The organism is Mycolicibacterium aubagnense, from assembly GCF_010730955.1.
Taxonomy (GTDB): Bacteria; Actinomycetota; Actinomycetes; order Mycobacteriales; family Mycobacteriaceae; genus Mycobacterium; species Mycobacterium aubagnense.
The window spans coordinates 3,858,521-3,881,994 of sequence record NZ_AP022577.1; the positions used below are offsets into that span (position 1 = coordinate 3,858,521).

20 protein-coding genes and 1 pseudogene are annotated in these 23,474 nt (G+C 65.6%); 9 read left to right on the forward strand and 12 right to left on the reverse strand.

Annotation, left to right across the window (positions count from 1 at the left end; translation table 11 throughout):
- Positions 1–5 precede the first annotated feature (5 nt).
- Entirely contained in the window at positions 6–995 is a 990-nt protein-coding gene (locus G6N59_RS18425; RefSeq protein WP_138228256.1) for an ABC transporter substrate-binding protein, read from the reverse strand.
- A gap of 549 nt (positions 996–1,544) precedes the next feature.
- Between G6N59_RS18425 and G6N59_RS18430 the strand changes: the two genes are divergently transcribed.
- A complete protein-coding gene (locus tag G6N59_RS18430) occupies positions 1,545–2,141 on the forward strand; it encodes a hypothetical protein (protein ID WP_138228257.1) in 597 nt (198 codons plus the stop codon).
- Positions 2,142–2,304: 163 nt separating this feature from the next.
- Positions 2,305–2,724 (forward strand): DUF732 domain-containing protein, encoded by a 420-nt coding sequence (locus tag G6N59_RS18435; protein ID WP_234884035.1) that lies wholly within the window; start codon positions 2,305–2,307, stop codon positions 2,722–2,724.
- Between the two features lie 13 nt (positions 2,725–2,737).
- Here the strand turns inward: G6N59_RS18435 and G6N59_RS18440 are convergent, their stop codons facing one another.
- Positions 2,738–3,796, reverse strand: a complete 1,059-nt coding sequence (locus G6N59_RS18440; protein WP_138228259.1) for a patatin-like phospholipase family protein — start codon at positions 3,794–3,796, stop codon at positions 2,738–2,740.
- 276 nt (positions 3,797–4,072) lie between these two features.
- Between G6N59_RS18440 and G6N59_RS18445 the strand changes: the two are divergent.
- Both G6N59_RS18445 and G6N59_RS18450 read left to right on the forward strand, forming a co-directional pair.
- Positions 4,073–4,858 (forward strand): annotated as a pseudogene (locus G6N59_RS18445) (L,D-transpeptidase); the annotation flags it as partial.
- Between the two features lie 163 nt (positions 4,859–5,021).
- On the forward strand, positions 5,022–5,243 hold the full coding sequence (locus tag G6N59_RS18450; RefSeq protein ID WP_138228260.1) for a hypothetical protein: 222 nt from the start codon (positions 5,022–5,024) through the stop codon (positions 5,241–5,243).
- A gap of 272 nt (positions 5,244–5,515) precedes the next feature.
- Here G6N59_RS18450 and G6N59_RS18455 read toward each other — a convergent pair whose 3' ends face one another.
- Both G6N59_RS18455 and G6N59_RS18460 read right to left on the reverse strand, forming a co-directional pair.
- Positions 5,516–8,404, reverse strand: coding sequence for an MMPL/RND family transporter (locus tag G6N59_RS18455; RefSeq protein WP_138228261.1), 2,889 nt, complete (start codon positions 8,402–8,404; stop codon positions 5,516–5,518).
- The gene (locus G6N59_RS18460; RefSeq protein ID WP_163911448.1) at positions 8,401–8,835 is read right to left on the reverse strand and encodes an MmpS family transport accessory protein; all 435 of its coding nucleotides are present in this window, start codon (positions 8,833–8,835) and stop codon (positions 8,401–8,403) included. The genes G6N59_RS18455 and G6N59_RS18460 overlap by 4 nt, the downstream gene beginning before the upstream one ends.
- A gap of 305 nt (positions 8,836–9,140) precedes the next feature.
- On the opposite strand from G6N59_RS18460, the gene G6N59_RS18465 reads away from it, so the two are divergent.
- Positions 9,141–9,722 (forward strand): TetR/AcrR family transcriptional regulator, encoded by a 582-nt coding sequence (locus G6N59_RS18465; RefSeq protein ID WP_163911451.1) that lies wholly within the window; start codon positions 9,141–9,143, stop codon positions 9,720–9,722.
- Here G6N59_RS18465 and G6N59_RS18470 read toward each other — a convergent pair.
- From G6N59_RS18470 to G6N59_RS18480, 3 genes are all read right to left on the reverse strand, one after another.
- Positions 9,709–10,128 carry a nitroreductase family deazaflavin-dependent oxidoreductase gene (locus tag G6N59_RS18470; RefSeq protein WP_138228262.1) on the reverse strand — a complete coding sequence of 140 codons (420 nt, stop codon included), beginning with the start codon at positions 10,126–10,128 and terminating at the stop codon, positions 9,709–9,711. The genes G6N59_RS18465 and G6N59_RS18470 overlap by 14 nt on opposite strands.
- Before the next feature lie 38 nt (positions 10,129–10,166).
- The gene (locus G6N59_RS18475; RefSeq protein ID WP_138228263.1) at positions 10,167–11,333 is read right to left on the reverse strand and encodes a hypothetical protein; all 1,167 of its coding nucleotides are present in this window, start codon (positions 11,331–11,333) and stop codon (positions 10,167–10,169) included.
- Positions 11,334–11,423: 90 nt separating this feature from the next.
- A complete protein-coding gene (locus G6N59_RS18480) occupies positions 11,424–12,863 on the reverse strand; it encodes an LCP family protein (RefSeq protein WP_138228264.1) in 1,440 nt (479 codons plus the stop codon).
- Between the two features lie 422 nt (positions 12,864–13,285).
- Here G6N59_RS18480 and G6N59_RS18485 point away from each other — a divergent pair, with 422 nt between their 5' ends.
- On the forward strand, positions 13,286–14,083 hold the full coding sequence (locus tag G6N59_RS18485) for a DUF732 domain-containing protein (RefSeq protein ID WP_138228265.1): 798 nt from the start codon (positions 13,286–13,288) through the stop codon (positions 14,081–14,083).
- 90 nt (positions 14,084–14,173) lie between these two features.
- Here G6N59_RS18485 and G6N59_RS18490 read toward each other — a convergent pair whose 3' ends face one another.
- Positions 14,174–15,307, reverse strand: coding sequence for a hypothetical protein (locus G6N59_RS18490; protein ID WP_138228266.1), 1,134 nt, complete (start codon positions 15,305–15,307; stop codon positions 14,174–14,176).
- A 414-nt stretch (positions 15,308–15,721) separates the two neighbouring features.
- On the opposite strand from G6N59_RS18490, the gene G6N59_RS18495 reads away from it, so the two are divergent.
- Entirely contained in the window at positions 15,722–16,288 is a 567-nt protein-coding gene (locus G6N59_RS18495) for a hypothetical protein (RefSeq protein WP_163912074.1), read from the forward strand.
- 16 nt (positions 16,289–16,304) lie between these two features.
- Here the strand turns inward: G6N59_RS18495 and G6N59_RS18500 are convergent, their stop codons facing one another.
- Together G6N59_RS18500 and G6N59_RS18505 are read right to left on the reverse strand one after the other, a co-directional pair.
- Complete coding sequence (locus G6N59_RS18500) at positions 16,305–18,629, reverse strand: amino acid permease (RefSeq protein ID WP_138228267.1); 2,325 nt, start codon at positions 18,627–18,629, stop codon at positions 16,305–16,307.
- 96 nt (positions 18,630–18,725) lie between these two features.
- The gene (locus tag G6N59_RS18505) at positions 18,726–19,139 is read right to left on the reverse strand and encodes a MerR family transcriptional regulator (protein ID WP_138228268.1); all 414 of its coding nucleotides are present in this window, start codon (positions 19,137–19,139) and stop codon (positions 18,726–18,728) included.
- Between the two features lie 54 nt (positions 19,140–19,193).
- Between G6N59_RS18505 and G6N59_RS18510 the strand changes: the two genes are divergently transcribed.
- Positions 19,194–19,652 carry a PPOX class F420-dependent oxidoreductase gene (locus G6N59_RS18510; RefSeq protein ID WP_138228269.1) on the forward strand — a complete coding sequence of 153 codons (459 nt, stop codon included), beginning with the start codon at positions 19,194–19,196 and terminating at the stop codon, positions 19,650–19,652.
- Positions 19,653–19,822: 170 nt separating this feature from the next.
- Here G6N59_RS18510 and G6N59_RS18515 read toward each other — a convergent pair whose 3' ends face one another.
- The gene (locus tag G6N59_RS18515; protein WP_138228270.1) at positions 19,823–20,281 is read right to left on the reverse strand and encodes an STAS domain-containing protein; all 459 of its coding nucleotides are present in this window, start codon (positions 20,279–20,281) and stop codon (positions 19,823–19,825) included.
- Between the two features lie 165 nt (positions 20,282–20,446).
- Positions 20,447–21,685 (reverse strand): non-homologous end-joining DNA ligase, encoded by a 1,239-nt coding sequence (gene ligD / locus G6N59_RS18520; protein WP_138228271.1) that lies wholly within the window; start codon positions 21,683–21,685, stop codon positions 20,447–20,449.
- Positions 21,686–21,761: 76 nt separating this feature from the next.
- Between ligD and fadD2 the strand changes: the two genes are divergently transcribed.
- On the forward strand, positions 21,762–23,474 hold the full coding sequence (gene fadD2, locus G6N59_RS18525) for a long-chain-fatty-acid--CoA ligase FadD2 (protein WP_138228272.1): 1,713 nt from the start codon (positions 21,762–21,764) through the stop codon (positions 23,472–23,474).

Genomic DNA, 23,474 nt, shown 5'->3' on the forward strand with positions numbered 1-23,474 from the left:
TCTGGTCAGGCCAGCGCCGCGGTCAGCAGCGGCGGCAGCTGGTCGGCCACCGCCGGATAGGACAGCACTGAGGCGAAGGTGATGGCCGCGGACAAATCCTTGTTGGGGAAGACGATCCGGTTGGCTTTTGCCTGACTCAGTTGCGCGACCGTCGGGTCGGCCAGCACCGCAGGCCGCTGCTCGTCGGCGTCGAGGGTCCAGATCAGCACGTCGGCGCCGCGGAACGCGGTGGCCATCTGGTCGCGAGGCACGAAGGCGTGTTGTCCCTTGGTGAAGGAGTCCAGCCCGTCCGGTATGGCGATGCCCATCTCGCCGAGGAACTCGGTGCGCCACCCGGCCGGCGTGATCTCTACCCCGTCGGCGGTGGGAAGACCGTTGACGATCAACATCTTTCGGCCGCCGAGCCGCGGGTTTGCCTTGCCGGCGCCGACGAACTTGGCGTCGACGCCGTCGATGAGTTTTTTCATGTCGTCGGCCTTGAACACGGCCTGCCCGATGACGGTGGCCTGGTCTTTCCATGGTTCGAAGAAGGCGTCCTGGCCGGACTGGGCGACGGTCGGCGCAATGGCCGACAACTTCTTGTAGGTGTCGGCATCCAACCCGGCGTTGGTGGCGATGATGAGGTCGGGCTTCAGCGCGGAGATCTTGTCCACCTGGATGCCGTCGTTGAGATTGAGGACGGCCGGCTGCGCCGACCCGAGCGCGGGCTGCGCCCACGGCCACACCGCGAAGGGCTGATTTCCGAACCACTCGGTCACGGCTATCGGCACGACGCCGACGGCCAGCAGTTCGTCCTGCCCGGTGAGGCCGGCGCACACCACGCTCTTGGGCGGTGCGGGAATCCGGGTGGAGCCGAATGCATGGTTGATCGTGACCGACCCGTCGCCGGCGACGGTGCCCGAGGCCGGTGGCTTGGTGCACGCGGCGACTACCGCGGCACCGGCGGCACCGGCGGCCAATGCCAGAAAGCTGCGGCGCGAGCGGATTTGGTGCACGTCGTGAGTCTTTCATCTGCCCTGCCGAATGGCGCCGCTAACACGCGAACAGGGTCGGTGCCGGTCGGGTGCACCGGGCTGCGGCACCGGCTCCGTCGGGCTCGCGGATGCGGTTTGCCGATTTCGCAAGAGTCGACGGCGGGGCGGTGTGGGTGTGGCGGGAAGTACCTTGGGTACGAACTTGATTTGAGTATTAGCTATACACCAGAAGTTTGGCGAGCGGCCGGCGTCTGCCGGCCAGGCGTTTGTGTGCGAAACGATACGGAAAATCGCAGGTGAGTCGCGATAATGCAACATACGTGTCTAGTGGGTCGCATGGTCCTCGCGTTGCTTGTGATTCGATTGAGGTTGTTAGCGAGAATGGTGAGATTTCAATCGTTTGAAGTATCGTCGGCCACCCTCCGTCCGTGCTCTAATGGGGGTCAACGTCAAACTTTGGCGGACGGCAAAAATTTGCTGGAGGTGGCCATGGAGACGGACTCGGCTGGACTGCGGGTCCCGCGGCGACGTAGTCGGACCGAGCCCTCCGTAAGTCAAGGGCTCGGCTCGATGCTGCAGGAGCGAGTCGCGGCGGGGCACCTGCCCGAACTGCTCATTGGTCTGCGGTGGTTCTTCGATACGGTCCAGCCGGACGGCGCGATGGTGAGTGCGGGCGGTCAGGTCATCCGGTCCGGCCGGCGGACTTTGCGGTTCCGTCCCGTTGACTGGCAGGGCCACGCCGTGATCGAAATCGTCGGCTCCGCCGGCGCCGGGGACCCGTCGCCGCGAGCCGAACTGGAGGCGTATGCCCAGGCCCTTGATGACATGGGCGAAGACGTGGTCGCCAGCTGGATCGGGCGCAGAGGCCAGGTACGCAGCATCGCGTTGGCCCGTCCCGTGCATCCGACGCTTCGCGCTGCGGTCGAACGTTATGTCGCCGGCTGCTCCGAGCACCCGGGCCATCAATGCGCGTGCGGTCGCCGGGCCCGCGACAGCAGTGTGTCACTGCGGGCGGTCAAGCGGGCTGTTGGCTGTCATCAAGCGGAGTTCGACGCGCTGGCGGGACCGTGGCCCGATGCGCTGGACCCGTCGGGAGAACTGGGTCTGATGGCTGCCTGGCTGGTACCTCAACTGACGGCGCAGCGGGTGGCCGGCAGCGCAGTCTGACTCTTCCGCCGCTATCACGGCGATAAGTCGGGAAAGGTTCATTTCCCGTTCGGTTATCGCTTTGCCCGAACAAACTTTATTATTCCGTTACGGACACCGCGGGGGCGGTGCCGGAATTAATTGACGGAAGCGTCTTATGTGGCGGGCGGGAGGTGTCGTGGCGATGACTGTGCGTGTGATTACCGGCCAGCTGCTGGCGGCTCTGGCGGTGGCTGGTCTCGGCGTTTCTGTCCCCGCACTGGCCGATGTCGGGACGGGCCAGATGGCGTCGTGCGCCGAACGGGGTAACCCGCTGGACTGTGTGCCGACCAAGTCCGCGGCCAACGCGGCAGAGGTCGCCTATCTCACCGAGCTTCATAGCAGGCTGAATGGCACCAGCGACGCCGACCTACTCAAGACGGGCCGCCTGACCTGCAACATGTTCGTGTATGCCGGCGAGCCGACCGGCGACGCCGTGAACGACATCTCCAATTCGTTGAAGGTGAACAAGGCCTCCGCGACTTTCGTGATGGATATGGCGATGGTGCATCTGTGCCCCGGTTTGAGCATCGGTGCCGATGGCGTGCCGCGCCCCCGTTTTTAGGCCCCGGCGGTATTCACGCCGAACCCGCGTGAAATCGGTGTAGGTAAGCGGACCAGTCCCAGGTATTCAGGAATTCCATCGCGGCGGAGTAGCCGTTGTCATAAAGCCGCTTCCGATCCGCCTGGGAAATGTCGAAATTCAGGTATCCGATACCGGCGGCATCGACCACTATCGTGCGCGCCGCGACGGATGGCTGCCGAAGATAAGTCTGGTCATGACCGAGCAATGCGGTATTGATGAGGTTCTCCAAGAGGCGTGGTGCACCGGGTAGATCGACCACCGGTGCCAGCCCCGGGCTCGGGTCGCCATCGCCCTGGGCGGGACGCTGGGCCGTCACGGTGATGCCGAAGCTGGGCCAGCGCGGGACCTTGCGGTCGGTGCGATCAAGCGAGTACATCGGGAAGTTCGACAGGAGTCCGCCGTCGGTCAGTGTGGATGTCGCCCCGGAGGCGCTGGTGATGGTCACCGGGCGGAAGAAGAACGGGATGGCCATCGATGCGCTGACCGCATTCGCGACCGACTGTTCGTCGGAGTCCAAGCCGTACATCCGGCGGTAGTCCCAGGGCAGCCGCACCAGCGTGCCTCGGGTGACGTCGGCGACCGTCACGACCAGTCGATAGCGCTGCTCGGGCGGCAGCTCACGGTCGTCGAGAGCCAGATCGCCGAAGGTCTGTACGCCCAGATTGCGCAACTCGCCGGCGACCCAGTCGTGGATGGCGTCGCCCCGGTACATCCCCTGCCCGTGGAAGGCGGTCCAGTACTTGCCCAGCACCGGAATTCGGCTGGTGCCAACGGAATCCAGGAACTTGCGGTAGGGCAGCGACATCGCCAGCTCGCGAAGTTCGTCGCCGCTGAGCAGGCAGTCGGCCGGCTGCCGCCGATTCGCGGCGGCGATGACCGCGCCCACCAGGGAGCCGGCTGACGTTCCGGAGACCCGGCCGACGCGGTAGCCGGCGTCGCCCAGCGCCACGACGGAGCCGACCAATCCGATCGCCTTGACGCCGCCGCCCGACAGCACCAGATCGGCGGTCTTGACCGGGGCCGCGGGGGAGTCGTCAGGTCTGTGAACCATCGGGCTCGATGCTAGGTGAACGACCGCGGTTTGCCTTGGACCGCAACGGATTGTGACGTCGGAAGTGGCTCTCGACGCGCTGTGGCGGGCGTTACGGAGGCACTCAGCCGATTCTTAGGCGCAGACTAAGCCGCCCTCAGTACCCGTCCCTAATGTTGCTGGCACGGCCAAGGTTTCACCGGAAGGGGGTGACGGATGGAGCATCGGTACTGTGACCGCATGTTGGCGGTACGCGCGTTTGTGATGGCAATGTCCACGGTCCTTCTCGTCCCCACTGCGGTGGCATCGGCAGACGACGATGCGCCACCTCCGGGGCCGCCGCCGGTCTCGTTCACCATGACCTCGGGAGCGCCGATTCGAGACGGCGCCACCTACGGCATCGGCACGGTCATCGTCGCGCACTTCGCTGGTCCGGTGGATGAGGCCGCCGCCGCGCGGGACTTGGTTGTGACGGCGAACCCGCCGGTCGCCGGGTCGTGGCACTGGGTCAACAACACCACCGCGCACTGGCGCCCGCCGCAGTACTGGGCACCGGGCACGGTGGTGTCGGTGGCCGGGGGTCCGACGTTCACCATCGGCGCCTCGCACGTGTCGATCGCCGACGACGCGACCAAGAAGGTCACCGTGTATGACGGTGGAGCGCTGGTGCGGACCATGCCGACGTCGATGGGGCGCGGCGGCACCGAAACCATCAACGGCAAGACGCTGAGCTTCTGGACCCAGCCCGGGGTGTACACCGTGCTCGACAAGAGCAATCCGGTGGTCATGGACTCGTCGACCTACGGGCTCCCGATCAACAGCCACCTCGGGTACAAGGAGAGCATCCCGTACGCGGTGCGGGTCAGCACCGACGGTGTGTACCTGCATGAGCTCGATGCGACGGTCTGGGCCCAGGGCAACACCAACACCAGTCACGGTTGTCTGAACTTGAATCACGACAACGCGCAGTGGTTCTACAACTTCTCCGTGCCGGGCGACGTGGTCGAGGTTCGGAACACCGGCGGCAAGCCCTTGCAGCTGTGGCAGAACGGCGACTGGAGTGTGCCGTGGGACCAGTGGTGATAACGGTGAGATCAAGTTTGCATGTCGATGCGAGTCGCTGTGACGTACGCCACAATACCTTTGGTATGCTGGGGAAAGTCACGGCAAAAGTCCTCGTCACGACCGGTACTTAGCCGATAAAATTAGATAACTGAATTAATCAGTTTTGAGGTCAGGAGTGGTCGTGGGAGCAGTTGCGCATTTGCCGAACCAGTTCGAGTCGGCGTCGCCGGCGGCGGACGCATCGTTGATGGATGTGTTGTCGACGTGTTCGGGCATCATCGAGTCGACGTTCGCCGACCGCATCCGTGAGCTCGGTGGTACGGAAGCCGAGATTCACAAGCTGTCGTCTTCGGCGGCCTACGCGGTGTTCGCGTGGTCCGCTGGCCGTGGCTTCGGCGCCTGATCGATAGCCCGGTCGCGCCGGTGCCGAGGTTCGGCGCTCGCTGCCGCCGGTAGCCGGCCGGACGCCCCGCCATTCCATCCGGACACCGCCGGTGCCCGCCTCTGTGTGACAACTCGCCGCACGGGGGCGGGCATTTTGTGTATGCGGGTCTGGCCTGCTCGGGGCGGGCTGCAAGAAGAGGCTGCCCGTGCCGTACGCCACGTCAGCAGTCGGCACAACCACAACGCCGCGCTGAGACGGCAGTCTCAGCGCGGCGCTTCGGGTATGACTGGTCAGACGCTCACGTCGACCTTCTGGGGGGCCGGCCAGGGCGACGGCACCGGACGTTGGCGGACGATCTGCGGCCACCAGAACCACTTGCCCATGAGGGCCGCGATCGACGGCATCATGAACGACCGGACGACCAGGGTGTCGAACAGCAGACCCAGGCCGATCGTGGTGCCCACCTGGCCGATGATGCGCAGCTCGCTGATGATCATCGACGACATGGTGAAGGCGAAGACCAGGCCGGCGTTGGTGACCACCGAGCCGGTGCTGCCCATGGCGCGGATGATGCCGGTGTTGAGTCCGGCGTGGATCTCTTCCTTGAACCGGGCGACCAGCAGCAGGTTGTAGTCCGCGCCCACGGCCAGCAGGATGATCACCGACATCGGGATCACCATCCAGTGCAGCGGCAGGCCGATCAGGTACTGCCAGATGAGGATCGACATACCCAGCGACGCTCCCAGGGAGATCGCGACCGTCGCCACGATCACCGAGGCGGCCACGACTGCACGCGTGATGATCAGCATGATCACGAAAATCAGTGCGAGAGCCGAGATTCCGGCGATCATCAGGTCGTAGTCAGAGCCCTCGGCCATGTCGCGGAAGGTTGCCGCGCTACCGGCCAGGTAAATCTTCGAGCCCTCCAGCGGGGTGCCCTTGATCGCTTCCTTGGCGGCCTGCTTGATGGCATCGATGTTCGAGATGCCTTCGGGGGTAAGCGGATTGCCCTCATGCTGCACGATGAACCGCACCGACTTGCCGTCCGGCGAGATGAAGTTCTTCATACCGCGCTTGAAATCGGCGCTCTCGAAGGCCTCCGGCGGCAGGTAGAACGAGTCGTCGTTCTTGGACTTGTCGAAGGCCTCACCCATGGCGCTGGAGTTCTTCTGGCCCTCGGCCTGCTGATCCAGCTGTCCCTTCTGGGTGGCGTACATCATCTGCATGTACTTCTTCATGTTCTTCATGGTCTCGATCTGCGGGGGCATGACCGTGACCATCTGCTTCGTCAGCGCGGACATCTTGTCCATGTCCGGCACCACCGTCTGGAAGTCGTCGGTCATGGTGTCGATGCCGTCGAGCGTGTCGAACACCGAGCGGATGGACCAGCAGACCGGGATGTCGTAGCAGTGCGGTTCCCAGTACAGGTAGTTGCGGATCGGCCGGAAGAAGTCGTCGAAATCGGAGATGTGGTTGCGCAGATCCTCGATGTCGCTCAACATGCCGTGCATCTTGCCGACCATGCTGTCCATGACAGTCGACATCTGAACCGTGATGGCCTGCATCTTGGTCATGGTGTCGATGCTCACCTGGATGTCGCCGATCTGCTTCTGCATATCGCTCATCATGTCCTGCTGGTACTTCTGGTTCATCACCTGCGTGGTGCTCTGCATACCCAGCTGGAACGGGATGGTCGAGTGCTGGATGGGCGTGCCCTCGGGCCGCGTGATGGCCTGTACCTGAGCGATACCGGGAACGGCCACAACGGCTTTCGCGATCTTGTTGATCACGAGGAAGTCGGACGGGTTGCGCAGGTCGTGGTCACTCTGGACGAGCAGCAGGTCGGGATTCATGCGCGCCGGGGAGAAGTGCCGGGTGGCGGCCGCGTAACCCTCGTTGGACGTGAGGTCGGCGGGCATGTACTGACGATCGTCGTAGCTCGTCTTGTAGCCCGGGATGGCGATCAGACCGACCAGTGCCACGGCGATCGTGGCGACCAGGATCGGGCCCGGCCAGCGGGTGATCGCGGCGCCGATCTTGCGCCAGCCACGCACCCGCATCTCGCGCTTGGGTTCCAGCGTCTTGCCGAACTTGGTGACCACGGTGATGAGGGCCGGGCCGAGCGACAGGGCGGCGAACACGACGGTGACCATGCCGATGGCCAGCGGGATGCCCAGCGTCTGGAAGTACGGCAGTCGGGTGAAGTGCAGGCAGTACGTCGCACCGGCGATCGTCAGACCCGAGCCCAGGATGACGTGCGCGGTGCCGTGATACATGTCGTAGTAGGCGTCCTCTTTGGACATCCCGGCAGTGCGCGCCTCCTGGTACCGACCGATCAGGAAGATGGCGTAGTCGGTGGCCGCCGCGATGGCCAGCATGGGCAAGAGGTTCGTGGCGAAGGTCGACAGCCCGATGACGTTGTAGAAGCCCAGCACGGCCACCAGGCCGCGAGCGGCGCCCACCAGCACCATGACGATCAACAGCTCGATCAGCACCGTGATGATCGAGCGGTAGACCAGCAGCAGCATCACGATGATGACCGCGAACGAAACGGCCTCCATGACCTTCAGGCTGCGATCGCCGGCCACGTTCATATCCGAGGCCTGGGCGGCCGCGCCGGTGACATAGCTCTTCACGCCCGGCGGCGCGGGCACGCTCTTGAGGATCTTGTCGACGGTGTCGACGGATTCGTTGGCCAGCGACTCGCCCTGGTTACCGCGCAGGTAGACCTGGACGTAGGCCGACTTGCCATCCGCACTCTGCGAGCCGGACGCCGTCAGCGGGTCGCTCCAGAAATCCTGGACGTGCTCGACGTGCGCGGTGTCGGCCCGCAGCTTGGCGACGATCTGGTCGTAGTACGCGTGGGCGGCGGCGTCCAGCGGCTGCTGCCCCTCCAGTACCACCATGGCCGAGCTGTCGGAGTCGAATTCCTTGAAGTCCGAGCCGACCTGCTTCATCGCGATCATCGACGGCGCGTCGTGCGGCGACATCGAGACCGAACGCATCTTGCCGACCTCATCGAGGGACGGGACGATCGTGCTGACCAGGACGACGATGCCGATCCAGGCGAGGATCACCGGGATCGCGAGGGTGCGGATGAGCCGGGGAATCAGGGGCCGATGAGGTGTCTCGGCCTTCGGAAACGAGTCGGTCGGGGTATCGAGGCTGTGGTTGCTCATGCAGATTTCACCAGGCAGAAGGTCTGGGCGTGCACGCCCGTGGAGGTGCGGGTGTCTTTGAGTTCGTCGTCGACGTGGACGGTGCAGGTGATGGAGTCACCGTCGCCCTGGGCGACGATGTTGGGCGATGCTGCCGGTGCGGTCGTGGACAGGACGAGTTTCCAGGGGAGCATGGCGTGGTCGACGCGCTGCGGCTTGGCGTCCAGGTCGAGGTAGTTGATGTCGGCGTAGGCGCCGGGTTCGCCGGTGATTTCGTAGGTGACGACCTTGGGCTTGAACGGTTTGGCGTCGTCGGCGAAGTTGCGTGGGGTGACGATGACGGGGTTCTGGCCGAAGTAGCCGCGCACGCGATGCACAGTGAAGCCGGCGACGAGGGCGACGACGACGATGAGCAGCGGGATCCACGCCTTCTTGAGCGCATTGCCGATCATCCGGCGATCTCCTTGGTCATGCTGACCTCCCCGTTCCTCGATTGCTCGACATTCCTCGGCGGATTCCGTGACCTGGTGCGTGGGGCAGCGCTTGTATGGCGCCGGCACCTGTGTCACATTTCAATCTGCCGATCGGCAGACTCAGCGTATCCACCAAGGTAAACTTAGACAAGTTAAGCGATTCGATTGATGCAGGTCGGTGCGCACATCGGGGCATCCGTGTGACGCACGTGACGTCGCCGCGAGAGCGGTGACCGGGATAACCCGGCGACCGACCCGGGTCGGCGGTGAACAGGGAGCGGGGATTGGCCAAATCGGTGGGGCCGCGCGGATCAGCGCGTGCTCGGGTGATCGAAGCCGCCCTCGCGTTGTTCGCGGAGCACGGCGTGAACGGCACATCGCTGCAGATGATCGCCGATCACCTCGGGGTCAGCAAGGCCTCCGTGTACTACCAGTTCCACTCGAAAGATGACATCGTCCTGGCGGTCATCCGGCCGGTGTTCGCCGACCTCGACCAGTTGGCTACGGAGATCGAGGCCAAAGAGGAAGGGCCGGCCCGTAAGGCGGCCGCGATTGCCGGGTTCGTCGAACTCGCGGTGCGGCATCGGCGGGTGACGGCTGTCTTCTATCGCGACCCGGCCATCGACACCTTGGTCAACTCCAACGAGGAATGCAGCGCCATCAACCGGCGACTGCGAACAGTGCTGGGCATGGACGGCGCAGACACCGAGACCCGGGTGACCATGTCACTGGTCACCTCGGGCATCTACGGCAGCGCGATGGACCCCGAACTGCAGGACATCCCTGACGACGAGCTCCACCGCATCTTGTTGCAGGCTGCGCGCCGGCTGCTGCCCGTGGAAGAGCAGGCTGCTATTCGGCGATGAAGACCGGGATCAGTCGGTCGGTCTTGGTCTGATATTCGGCATAAGGCGGGTAGGCCTCGACGGCCCGGTCCCACCACTCCTGCCGTTCGTCGCCCTCGAGCTCACGCGTGGTCAGCTCCACGACCTTGTCGCCGTCCTGCGCCGTGATCTGGGGGTTGACCTTGACGTTGTGGTACCACGAAGGGTGTTCGGGAGCGCCACCTTTGGACGCCACCAACGCGTAGCGGCCGTCGTGCTCGACCCGCATCAATGGCACCAGACGCTTTTTACCGGATTTGGCTCCCGTGGTGGTGAACAAGACCACCGGCCGGTCGAGGATCGTAACGCCATCGGTGGTGCCCTGCGCCAGAATCTGTTCGGTCTGCTGGCGGACCCAGTCGGTCGGGCTCAGTTCATGTTCGGTCACGTCGCTCCCAACGAGATCGGCGGTCGGCTTATTCCGGGTCAGTGCACGAAGCGGGCAGCGCGGGCGGGCGCCGATGAGGTGGCGCGGGCCTGTCGGTATCCGACCAACCCGCCGGCGGCGGTCAGGGTGATGATGCCGGCGAAACCGGGGACCGCGACCGCGGCGACCTCTCTGAGGCCGGCGGCCCGCAGGTAATCCGGATAGCCCGGCCGAAAATCCGTCGCGGCGACAACATGGTTCTCGGCCGCGAAGGTGTCCCGGGGCTGGATCGGCGGGATGGGCTTGACGGGATTGCCCGGAGCGCCCGGCGATACGTCACGCGGCACCGAATCCGTAGCTGCCGCAAAGGTTTTCGGGACCAGAGGCGCGACGCGGGGGATGCCCCGGTTGTCGAGTGGCACCTGAGTGATGGGCATGCCCGGGGTGTACTGCAGGAACGGCAGAGCCGAGGCGGCCGACGCCAATCCGCGGACGGTGCTCTCGATCGGGTTGATCAGGGCATCGGCGAACGCCGGCAGCGCCGCGAGGCCTGGAATCGGCACCGCGTCGACGACGGTGGGGATGGTGGTCTTGACCAGGTCGAGCGCCGTCAGCGGAATCTGGGCGGCGGCCAGCGGGAGTTGCGCCAGCGGGGCCTGGGGAGTGGCCGCGACGTTGCTGTTCGTGGTGGTGCTCTGCGAGCTCGGGGACTGGCCGGCCGGGGGCTGTGCCGACACGCTCACCTGGGCTGGAGTCGAAGAACCCGTGGTCGACGAGGTGCCGGGCCCGATCGCCGGTGCGTTCTTGGGAGCACTGGGCTTGGTGCCGGGCGCGACGCCGCCGACCACCGGCAAGTTGTTCAGCACGTCAGTTGGGTGCTGGATGATTCGCGTGAACTGGCCGACCATGCCGCCCAACAGGTTTGGTGCGCTCCACGACGAGGCGCCGCCCGTGGGGGAGCCTGTGGTCGACGTCGGGCCGGTGGGCGTTGAACCAGTGGTCGACGACCCCGTGGATGTGCTGCCGCCGGTGTTGGGGGTTCCGGTGCCAGTCGTGGTGCTGCCGCCGGATGCGCCCGTGCTGCCTGTTGTCGAGCTGCCTGAGGCACCACCCGTGGAGCCGCCACTGTCGGGGTCGGCCAATGCCACGACGGCTTCGGGACCCAACGCCAGCAAGCCGGCTGTGAGGAGGCTGGAGGCGGCGAGCAGCCGAGCGTGGGGCATCACGCGGAGATCACCTCCCCTTTTCTGACCACAGTGCAGTATGTCACACCGGTCTGACCATTAGCTATGGACAAATAACGCGCTACGCGAACGTCAATTGACGCACGGTACCCCGTCGCCGCTCAGCGGCTTTCCCTGGTCGGGCGCGGCTTCGTCGGACGATTTGGTCACCGCCGCATTCGTGGCCGAGACGTCGGAAATCGCACTCGGCGGGTCGTAGTCGTTGCCCAGAATGACCCTGATTCGGCCGGGGGCCTCCTGGTCGCTCGATCGCGGCGCCGCGGTGATGGCCAACTGGCTGGCCAGTTGTTTGGCGTCGGCCTCTGCACCCGGTCCGTAGTCGATCTGGGTGGCGGTGGGTTCTCCGGCCTGCGCGCTGCGGACGTCGCCGGTGGAGAAGCCGTGCGCGGACAGTGCCGCCGCAACCATGGCCGCCAGGCCCGTCATGTCGCCGCCGTTGATCACGTCGACGGTGCTGGTCGGCGCCGCGGGCGTGGTCGAGGCGGCCTTGTCGTCCGAGAAGGCGGCAGACACGGTGGACCGGATCGCGGCGGAATCGACGATGTTCACGGACTGGCCGTTGACGTTGTCGTAGCGCAGCACCGGCAGGGTCTGGAACTCGATGTTGGAACCAGAGATCGAGCCGAGGCGCCGGAACACGTCGTTGGTCCAGCCGCTGGACAGCACGATGTCCTTGCGGGCCACCGACATCAGGTTCGAGAACTTGCCGATGTCGCCGAACACGCCACCGCTCTGCAGCTTGTGCATGACCGACGCGAGGAAGGCCTGCTGGCGGTGGGTCCGGTCGAGGTCGCCGTTGTCGAGGTTGTGCCGCTGGCGGACGAACGCCAGCGCCTGGGACGGATTCAGGGTCTGCTTGCCGGCGGGAAAGTCGGCGCCCGAGTACTCGTCGTCCTGGACGGCGTTGTTCAGGCAGACGTCGACGCCGCCCAGTGCCGAGGTCAGGTCGTAGAAGCCGGAGAGGCTGACCTCCGCGAAATAGTTGACTTTCACGCCGGTGAGGTCGCGCACGGCGGCAATAGTGGCGCTGCGACCGGCCTCGCGGCCTTGGGATTCGAGCTCGTGCTGGTCGGTGATGCCCTCGTCGTTCAGTTTCTGGGCGAACTCGGCCTTCTTCAGGCCGTACGCCTCTTTGATCTTGATGTGGCTGTAGCCGGAGATGTCGTCGACGGGCACGTAATCGTCGCGGGGGATCGAGAAGGCGACCACGTGGTTGTCGGGGGTGACGTGCACGAGGATCAGGGTGTTGGTGTTGTAACCGCCGCTGTCGGAGTCGCCGGCGTGCAGCTGGTCCAGCAGCTCCTGCGGCAGCTCGTTGCCGTCTTGATCGCGGCGGGAATCCAGTCCGATCAGCAGGATGTTCATGGAGCCGTTGACGTTTCCGGTCCCTGGCAGGTCGATGCCGAGAGCGTGCGAGATGGTGAAGCCGCTGATGACGCCGTGCGCGATCCACCAGCCGACGCCGGTCAGGGCCAGCGCGAACGTCGATACCAGAGCGACTAGAAACCGCATGCGGGGCGCGGTCCTCCCGTGGCGGCACGCCTGTCGTGCATCGGGTCTCCCTGGGTGGTGCTGCGCCGGATCAGCCGATTGCGCAGGCGAAATGGTGGCGTAAGCGTACAAGTCGAAACTGGCGTGAGGCTGTAGGCGAACCGGCGATCCGGCAACCTCTACGCGGACGGTATTGACGCCTATTTCAATTTGTGCCCAAAGGTGCTAATGGGGCAATTGTGACTAATGGTGTTATTGAGTTGAAGCCCCAGTAAGAAAAGGAGACAGAATTTCAGTCCGGTCTCAGAGATCAACGTAGCGAAACGCATAGGGTTCGAACGGTTATCGGTCCGTGTTGTATTTGTGACATTTGTAGCTCACCGTTACCGAAGTGAAATCAGTGCCCAGTGTGGCGCCGAGCACTCAATAACAGGAGCGTGCTGATGACCGCAACGACTGAAGTGACGTACCGCAGACGACCGGTGGCTGCCCGGCAGGGCCGGCCGAAGACCGGAAGGACACAGGTCGGCTCCGTGGATGTCATCGCGACATCCGCCGCGGTGCTGCGACCCGTCGTGGTGGCGGGGGCAATCGTCGCCGCCGCCCTCATGTGGGGACCGCGCGCCCATGCGGACGTCGTCCACGACGCGCTCAACGATGTCGGCATCGGCAACAACGGGCCTGTCAGCAACGCTATCGCCCAGGTGGGTACCTCGATCTGCCCGCTACTGGTGCAGCCGGGCAGCCAGATGGCCAGCACGGCAACCCAGATGAGCGGCAACGGCGGCATCGCGCCGCCGCTCGCGGGGTTCGCCACGCAGGTCGCGATCCAGACTCAGTGCCCCGCTTTCATGACGGCGCTCGCCAATGGAAACATCCCGGCGTTGATGAATGGCGGTCTGCCGGTGACACCGCCGGGGCTGCCGTCCGTCGGGCTGCCGAACCTTTCGGGCGTCACCGGCGCGGTGCCGGGCACGCTGGGCGCGGCTACCACTCCCGTTTCGAGCGTGGTGGGCGCAGCGACAGCGCCGCTGCCCGGAGCCTTGGGCGCGGCCACGGCTCCGCTACCTGGGACGCTGGGGGCCGTGACGGCACCCCTGCCCGGCACGCTGGGCGCCGCGACGGCGCCGGTTCCCGGGGCACTCGGTGCGGCGACCGCACCGGGTCTGCTCGCCCCAGCGGCGCAGGCGCCGTTGCAGCTGGCTTCGTCTCCGGTCGTGCCGGCAATTCCTGGTTACTGAGGTCTGGCTCCGCCCACTGAACGTGGGCGGGAATGCATTGAGGGCTGTGGCTTTCCGAAGCCACAGCCCTCAATGTTGTTGCGCTACTTATCAGCCCTCGTGGCTGCCGCCGCTGCCGCTGCTGCTGCTCGATGCGTGCGAGCTGCTGCCGCCCTCGGGGGCGCGGTGCTTGCCGCCGGTCGAGGAGGCGGAAACGCTGGGCGCGGTGCCCTCGGGGGCGCTGTGCTTGCCGCCCTGCGAATCGGTCTTCGTGGACTTGACCGAGTCGGTCTTCGTGCTGCTGTCGGTGCCCGACTTGGTGTCGGACTTGGTGCCGGACTTGTCCGTGCCGGTGGTCTTGCTGTCGGTGCCGGTGGACTTGTCGGTGGACTTGGTGTCGGTGCCGGTGGTCTTGTCGGTGGACTTGGTGTCGGTGCCGGTGCTCGTGCCGTCGGTGCCGGTGGACTTGTCGGTGGACTTGCCGGTGGACTTGGTGTCGGTGCCGGTGGTCTTGTCCGGCGTGCTCGATGCCGGCGACGTCGTATCCGTCGTCGTACCTGCGCCACTCGGGGTGCCCGGGGTGCTCGTCTCGGCAGCGGCAACCGGCTTCGCCGTCAGCGACTGGGTCTGGACGGAAGGCGTAGCCGGCGTGGTGGGCGCCGTCGCCGACAGGGCCTTCGGAGCTGCTGTCACGGCGGCCAACGGGGTCACGGCGGCCAACGGGGTGGCGGCGGCCGGGACTGCGGCGAGCGAGCCCAAGGCCTTGACGATCGTCGTGACGATGGCCGCCGGTGCCGCGATCAGCTGCTGGATTGCAGTCGTGACAATGGTGACGATCGCCTGCGGTACGGCGGTGAGGGACGTGGCGCCCGTCCAGATGCCCTTGATGATCGTGTTGAGGCCGTTGATGAGCGTCGCGGGTCCGGCGGCGGCGGCGCTCCACAGGGCCGCGACGGGGGCGAGCGCCCCGGTTATCGCGGTGTTGGCCGCAGTGATCAAGGCAGCGGGCAGCGCAGCGGCCTGGGTCCACAAGGCGGCGATCGGTGCGAGCGCCCCGGTGATGGCGGCGTTGGCGGGTGCGATCACGCTGTTGACAAGCGCGGCGGCCTGTGTGTACAGGGCGTAGAACTCTTGGAACGGCAGCGTCAGCAGGTCGAGCGGGCTGGCCGTCAGGTAGTACTTCTCGGCGTACTTCGAGATGGCGGTTGCCGTGTGGGCCGCAGCCGGGTGGGCTGTCGGTGCCACGTAAGGAGTGACGGCGCCGGACGCCGTTGCGACGACCACCGCAGACATTCCGGCTACGAGCGACGACTGAAGAACTGGCAAAACTCTTGGGCGAGCGACAGTTTGCATGATGGTCCCCGGTGTTCGTGGTACAGATCGGACTTTGGCGGTCTGAAGGTAGCCGATACCGGTACTCCCCTCTAGCTGGGCAAAATTCCGGTCCGGCAGTCTGACCTGCTCATATGTGCATAATTTGCTTGGTGAGGTAAATAAATCAAGCTGAAGTTTTCCAAGAATTCACCATCCAGTCGGCGGCCGAGGGCACTTGCCCGGCTGCCGGCGCTCACTGAGGTCGGGTGTTGAAGTACCTACAATTTGCCAAAAATGCGGTGTGTGCGCTCGCCGAACCGGTCGTGGTGTGATCTGGTAGTGACGATGCCCGTCTTCACCATCCGTGCTGCGGGGCTGGCGGCTGCCACCCTGGCGGGTGCGGCGCTGGCGCTGACGGGGCTTCCGGCGGCGTCGGCCGATCCCGCCACCGACAGCCAGGGCTTCGTCGACTCGACAGCGCGGTGTCCGACCGGCGACACGGCAGTGGCGTTCGGCAGTACCGCCTCCTCGCGGGTCGCCATCTGCAAGAGCGCCGGCGGTCAGCTGCAGTACCGCGGGGTCCGTATCAGTGACGGCGCGAAGCTGATCGTCGCCGCCACGGCCGACGGCCAAGGTGGCTACAGCGCAACGAGCGACGGCATCACCTACGTCGTGAACGCCAAATCGCTCGATATCAGTGCGGGCTCGCAGCCCGTCAGATCCGAGCCCATGACCTTCTTTCGCGGCGGCGGCCCGTTGACCGGAACAGCGGCTGCCACACCTGCGCCGGCTGCCGCACCGGCCGGCACGCCACCCACGCCCGTGACCGGTGCCGCCACGCCCGCGCCGACGACACCGCTACCGCCGCCGTTGCCCGCGGAGGTCGGTGGCTCCCGCTCGAGCGGGCACTGAACCCGCCCGCTCCGGCTTATTCGCCGCGGGGTCCTTCGAGGATCTCGTAACGGGGGTCGGCCATATAGATGGGCCGATTTCCGCTCTGTTTCGGCTTGCCGGCGACGCGGATCAACTGGCCCGGCGTGATGTCGCGGCCGTGCCCCGCGCCGAACACCACTTTCAGCGTTCCGCTGTCGTCGCCGACCAGGACCGCGAGACTGGGCGTCCCGTTGTCGTTGACCTCGTCGACCTCGCAGACCCGGCCTTCGACGACGGAGCGGTGACCGGCGATGAGGCCGTCGACGGGAACCGTTGCCTGCGTTGGTGACGGATGCTCGTACTCCTCGATCCGCTCTTCGTCGCCCTTGGTGATGCGGCTGCGCATCCGCTCGGCGCTGCGCGTGATGCGCTCTTCGAACATGTCGGGGAAAGCACCCCGAATCCGTGACTGGACGTCGTACGGGACGATGGTCGCTGCGGCGTCGGGTATCCGGCTGACGGCCCGGGAGATCTTGTCGGCGGTGCGGTCATGAAGCAGCCGTCCCAGCAGCGGTGCGTAACTGCGGCGGGGCAGCAACACGGTGACGTTGGTGTTCGAGTATTCGGCCAGCGTGGTGGTGACGAGTTCCTGTGCGGCACGGTCGAATCGGCGGTCCGGGCAGTCCACGACCCGCAGCGGGGTATCCATCTCGTAGTACTCCCATTTCTTCTGGAGCTGTTTGGCGACCTGCGGGTCGACCATGAAATGCACGGCTGTGAGGGTGTCGGCGCGCAACCCGCGGCCGTACCGCAGCGCCTCCAGGACGGCGAGGTCGACGCCGTTGACCATGACCAGGACCCGGTGCCGCGCGAACCGTACCGTGTCCGGCCGGTTGGTCCGGAAATGCTCGAGAATTGCTGCCTCGGCGCGGTATTCGCGGTTGAGCCGCATCAGCAGACCGACCAGGAGCGGGAACACGATGACAACGAGCCAGGCGCCCTCGGTGAACTTGGCCACGGCGAAGATGCCGACGACGACGGTCGAGAGAACGGCGGCCGAGAGGTTGACCGCAACCCGGCCGCGCCACCCCGGCTCCCGGTGTGTGAGTTGGTGTTTCGACATGCCGTAGCCGGCCATCGCGAACCCGGTGAACACGCCGATGGCGTAGAAGGGCACGAGGGCGTTGACCGATCCGCCGGTGAACACCAGCAAGGCGACCGAGAGAACCGTCAGCACGATGATGCCGTTCGAGAACACCAGTCGGTGCCCCCGCTTGGTCAGCTGCCGGGGCAGGAAGCGGTCTTCCGCAACGAAACTCGCGAGTGTCGGGAAGCCGTTGAAGCTGGTGTTCGCGCCCGTGTAGAGGATGAGCGCGGTGGAAATCTGTACCAGGTTGTACAGCACGTGCCCGATCCACCCGCTGCCGAACACCGCGCGGGCGATCTCGGACAGCACGGACGGATAGCCGGCTTCGTATGGCGCAGCGTGGGTTTCGTAGGCCAGGTACGACACCCCGGCGACCAGGAAACCGAGGATGCTGGCCATGACAGTCAGGACCAGCCGGGCGTTGGGACCCTGCGGCTTTCTGAACACGCTGACGGTGTTGGAGATGGCCTCGACGCCGGTGAGTGATGATCCACCGTTGGCGAAGGCCCGCAAGATCACGAGGATGCTGGCGCCCATGACGAGGCCGTCGGCGTGTTCGATCGGCACCAGGCCGGACATGTGGGAAACGTCGTAAACGGGTAGATCGCCGACGAGTTCGCGGACGACGCCGACCACGATCATGAGGCTGAGCATGACGACGAAGAAGTAGGTCGGTACGGCGAACGGTCGACCGGCTTCGCGGAGGCCGCGCAGGTTGGCGTAGGCGATCAACAGCACGATGCCGACGGTGATCTCCAGGCTGAACGGCCCCAGTACGGGGATTGCGGAGGCCACCGCGACGGTGCCGGCCGCGGCCTGGACTGCGACGGTGACCACGTAGTCGATCAGCAGTGCGGCGGCGGCGATCTGGGCGATGCGTGGTCCGAAGTTCTCGCGTGCCACCACGTATGAGCCGCCGGCGCGGGTGTACGCCATCACGACCTGCCGGTACGAGGCGGCGACCAGGATCAGGATGAGCAGGATGACGCCGGTGACCGGTAGCAGCAGCGTGAACGCGGCCAGACCGGCGTACGGCAGCAGGCCGATCAGGATTTCCTCGGTGCCGTACGCGCTCGACGAGATGGCGTCCGGCGAGAGCACACCGAGTGCTACCGGGTTGGACAGCTTTTCCTCGTGGAGTTGCTCGTTGACGAGCGGCTTTCCCAGGAAGAGTCGCTTGAAGGTGTAGCCCACCGACTCGGGTACGGGTGGTGGTTTGGGCGGCGTCGTCACTACGGAAGCGTAGGGCTCAGCGGGTCTCGACTCATGGACTCACAGCGAACTGTCAGCCGATGCGCAGGGTTTCGATGATCTGGCCCCGGTGCGCGGTTAGCTGAGATCAGGCGGGCCGGGTGTGTCCCACGGCTTGACGGGGTGAATGCCGCAGTTGCAGGCGTCGATCGACGGACAGGTGCACTTGACGCCCCACTCGACGATCGCGCGGGCCAGGTGCAGTTCGGCGATCTTGGCGTCGATCTCGGCGAGTTTGGTCTCGGCCAGCGCGCGACTTGCGGGGCGGCCGGGAGCCTCGTCGGCGAACAGCAACTGAATCTCATCCAGGGAGAACCCGGCGGTCTTGCACAGCCGGATGACGTGGAGCCGGTCGATGACGGCATCGTCGTAGCGGCGCTGGCCGCCGACCCGTGCCGGTGCCGGGATGAGGCCGATCTGTTCGTAGTAGCGCAGCGTCGTCGCGGCGACCTCGGTGCGCACGGATACTTCGCCGATGGTGAACGTGGCCATGACTCTCCCGGGTCGTCTTGACTTGGAGCCAACTCTAAGTCGTTGACTGTGCGCATGGCTACCAACACACAGCGAGCAGGAATCAGTGAATTGGGCAGGACCCGCTACGCCCTGCTCCGGAGCTACCGGCGGGACGGCGAGCCGGTCGATACCCCCATCTGGTTCGCGGCCCAGCCGAACTCAATCGTGTTCCGCACCAAACGCGGGCCGAAAACCGCTCGACTCCGGGCGCATCCACGAGTCGAACTGACCGCGTGTGATTACCGCGGCCGAAAATTGAGCGGGGCCAGCGTATTCACGGGCACGGCGACGGTGCTCGACGATGCGGCCGCAGCTGATGCGAACCGGGTACTGCACCGGCGCTACGGCTGGCAGTGGAATGTGGTGCCGCTGATCAGGATTCCGGGCGTGACGCAGGTGCACGCCGGTCTGCCGCTGCGGGAGAAGTGGCGTCGGGCGCGCAACCGCAATGTCTGGGACGACAGCGTGATCGTGCGCATCGACTTCGGCTGAGCGGCGGCGAGACCGTCAGACAAAAGCACGGTGCCGACACCAGATTGGTGTCGGCACCGTGTTGGAGGTCGAAAGGTGTCAGAAAGCGGGCGTAGCGAGGTGCGTCTTGCGACGGTGGTGAAGCAGGGCGCTCAGCCAGCGGAGATCGATCAACATATTCAGTTCCTGTCTTACGCGGACTTCTTGGTGAGGAACGGCAGCAACCGACGACGCTCGTACATGCTGTCCGAAAAGTGGTGCAGCGCTTCGGAGACGGAGGTTGCGGTCGGGAAGGCGGACTCTGCGCCGCAGACCAGCAGGGCGGTCGAAACCGGCTGGGATGCGATAAGGGACCACTCATTACCTGCAGCGATGCAGCTGTCGTTGACCTTGTCGAGCAGTTCGACGCAGGACACCGCGAACGAGGTGACCCCGCTCAGGTCCAGGATGAACGGCTTTTCCGGGAGGACGCAGCGCCGTGCCTGCGCTGCAACCAGGTCCACATCGGTTTCGTCGATGACTCCGGTGACGGTGAGTACCGTCGCCAGTTGGCGGCACTGGGCGCGCACCTCGGCGTCGCCGCAGGCGACGGCCGGATTGCCATAGCGGAAAGCGGCTGTCGATGCCGAGTCGCTGTTGACCATAGCCATGTGATGCCTCCCTTCGATGTTGCCGAACGCCCGACAGCTGTGTCGTTTCTTCGGCTCAAGATCGAAGCTATGTGGCCAAGTTAAGGTACCGGGGAGTAAGTCCTAAATCATCGCTAAGAACTGTGATAGCTGCAGCTGGCAAACATGGTCTCAGCGGGGTAACGCTCACGGACGGCGCCACTGGTTGCCCTGATAACCCACCCACGGCGAGTAATCCGCGATCAGCGGCTCCTGCGGTGGCCGCAAATCCTCCGGGACGTGCTGGAGATTGATCCTGATGCGGTACCAGATGGAGCTGGGTCCACGCATGCCGTCGACCAGAACATCGATGGCTTCCAGGGCAGATGCCGCTTCCGGGTACTTCGACCGCCATTCGTCGAGCGCCGCCATCGCCTCATCGCGCGTCTTGGTGCGGGCAACCTCGATGAGCGGCATCTGTGACGCCCGCCGCCCGTCGGCCGAGGCGCCGGCCCCGGGTTTCTCCGCCTTGGGCATCGGACCGAGTTCTTCGGCCAGCGCCAGCAATCCCTCCAGGCCGCCGGCGGCGTCGTCCATCCCGCCCCACGGGTCGCCGAATTGCGCGTACCTGGCGGGCACCGTCGCGACGGTGAATTCCTCGGGACGGCAGCTGGGGACCTCATCCCAGAAAAGGGGAGTCGACACCCGGGCGTCGGGCCGGGACCGCACCGAGTACGCCGACGCGACCGTGCGGTCCTTGGCGTTCTGGTTGAAGTCGACGAACACGCCCTGGCGTTCCTCTTTCCACCACCGGCTGGTCGCCAGCTCGGGCGCCCGTCGCTCCACCTCGCGGGCCACGGTCTGGGCGGCCAACCGCACCTGCTTGTACGGCCAGTTCCGCTCGATCCGGGCGTAGATGTGGAAACCCCGCGAGCCCGACGTCTTGGGCCATGCCGTGAGCCCGTAGTCGGTGAGCACGTCGCGCACCACGATGGCGACGTCGAGAATCTGCGGCCACTCGACGCCCGGCATGGGGTCCAGGTCGACACGCAGTTCGTCCGGGTGCTCCAAGTCGTCGGCCCGGACCGGATGCGGGTTGAAGTCGATGCAGCCCAGGCTCACCGCCCACACCAGCCCGGCGGCCTCGTCGATGACGGCTTCTTTGGCGGAGGTGCCGGAGGCGTACTTCAGCTCCGCGACGTCGATCCAGTCCGGCCGCTTCTCCGGTGCCCGCTTCTGAAAGACCGCTTCCTGCGCAATGCCTTTCACGAACCGCTTGAGGATCATGGGCCGCCGTGCCACGCCGCGCAGCGCGCCGTCGGCGACCGACAGGTAGTAGTTGACCAGGTCGAGCTTGGTCACGCCGGGTTCAGGGAAGATCACCTTGTCGGGGTTGCTCACGACAACCTCGCGCCCGCCCACGTCGAGGGACCGCGAGTCACCCATGGGTATAGCGTAATTGGCTCGATAATTGGAGCGGGAGTTGCAGCCGCGTTACGCGCGGGTCACATATTGTTGGCTCATGGCGAAGCTGACCGACCTCCCGTCGCAGATAGCAAGCAAGGTCCAGGAGTCTTTCGAGAAATTGGGCGGTAAGTCGGTCACCCAATTGGCCGACCGCGGCGCCGCCGAACTGCACTACGCCAGGAAGATGTTCGAAGCGGGCGCACTCAAACTCGAGTCGCCGCAGCACATGGCGGCGATGCTCGCCGACATCGTGCGCTGGGGTGAGATCGGCATGGTCCCGGCGCTCAATGCGCGCCGTACCCCGCACCGCGTCGCCGTCATCGACGACGACGGCGATATCACCTTCCAGGAGTTCGACGACGCCGTGAACGCGACCGCCAACGCGTTGCGTGCCAAGGGTGTTCAGGCCGGCGAAGGCGTGGCCATCCTGGCCCGCAACCACCGGTGGTTCCTGATTTCGGTGTACGGCGCGGCCCGCGTCGGTGCGCGAATCATCCTGCTCAACACCGAGTTCTCGGGGCCGCAGATCAAAGAGGTGTCCGAGCGTGAGGGCGCCCAGCTGATCATCTACGACGACGAATACGCCGACGCCGTCGCCCTCGCCGAGCCGCCGCTGGGCAAGCTGCGGGCCCTGGGGCACAACCCCGACAAACCGGAACCGTCGGGCAGCACCGACGAATCCTTGGCCGAGGTCATTGCCCGGACCAGTAGCCTCGCGCCGCCGAAGGTCGCCAAGGCGGCCTCGATCATCATCTTGACCAGCGGCACCACGGGAACTCCCAAGGGCGCCAACCGAAGTGCCCCGCCGTCGCTGGCTCCGGTGGGTGGCGTGCTGTCGTCGGTACCGTTCAAGTCCGGCGAGGTCACCAGCCTGCCCGCGCCCATGTTCCACGCGCTGGGGTACCTGCATTCGACCATCGCCATGCTGCTCGGCAGCACGCTCGTGCTGCGCCGCCGGTTCAAGCCGGCCACGGTGCTCGCCGACATCGAACGGCACCGGGTGACCGCCATGGTGGTGGTGCCGGTGATGCTGTCGCGCATTCTCGATGAACTGGACAAGACGTCGCCGAAGCCGAACCTGTCGAGTCTGCGCATCGTCTTCGTGTCGGGTTCGCAGCTGGGGTCCGAGCTGGCAACGCGGGCGCTCAAGGATCTGGGCCCGGTGATCTACAACCTGTACGGCTCGACCGAGATCTCGTTTGCCACCATCGCGCGGCCGCAGGACCTGTCGATCAATCCCGCGACGGTGGGCCCGGTGGTCAAGGGCGTACGCGTGAAGATCTTCGACGACAACGGCAAGGAGCTGCCACAGGGCAGCGTCGGCCGCATCTTCGTCGGCACCACCTTCCCGTTCGAGGGGTACACCGGTGGTGGTGGCAAGGAGATCATCGACGGGATGCTCTCATCGGGCGACGTCGGCTACTTCGACGAGCGCGGACTGCTGTACGTCAGCGGCCGCGACGACGAGATGATCGTCTCCGGCGGCGAGAACGTATTTCCCGCCGAGGTCGAGGATTTGATCAACGGGCACCCCGACGTGGTGGAGGCGACTGCCATCGGCGTCGACGACAAGGACTTCGGCGCGCGGCTGCGGGCGTTCGTCGTCAAGACCGAGGGTGCGACGGTCAGTGAGGACGACATCAAGACCTACGTCCGAGATCATTTGGCGCGCTACAAGGTTCCGCGTGAGGTCGTCTTCCTCGACGAGTTGCCGCGTAACCCGACGGGCAAGATCCTCAAGCGCGCGCTGCGTGACATGGACATCTAG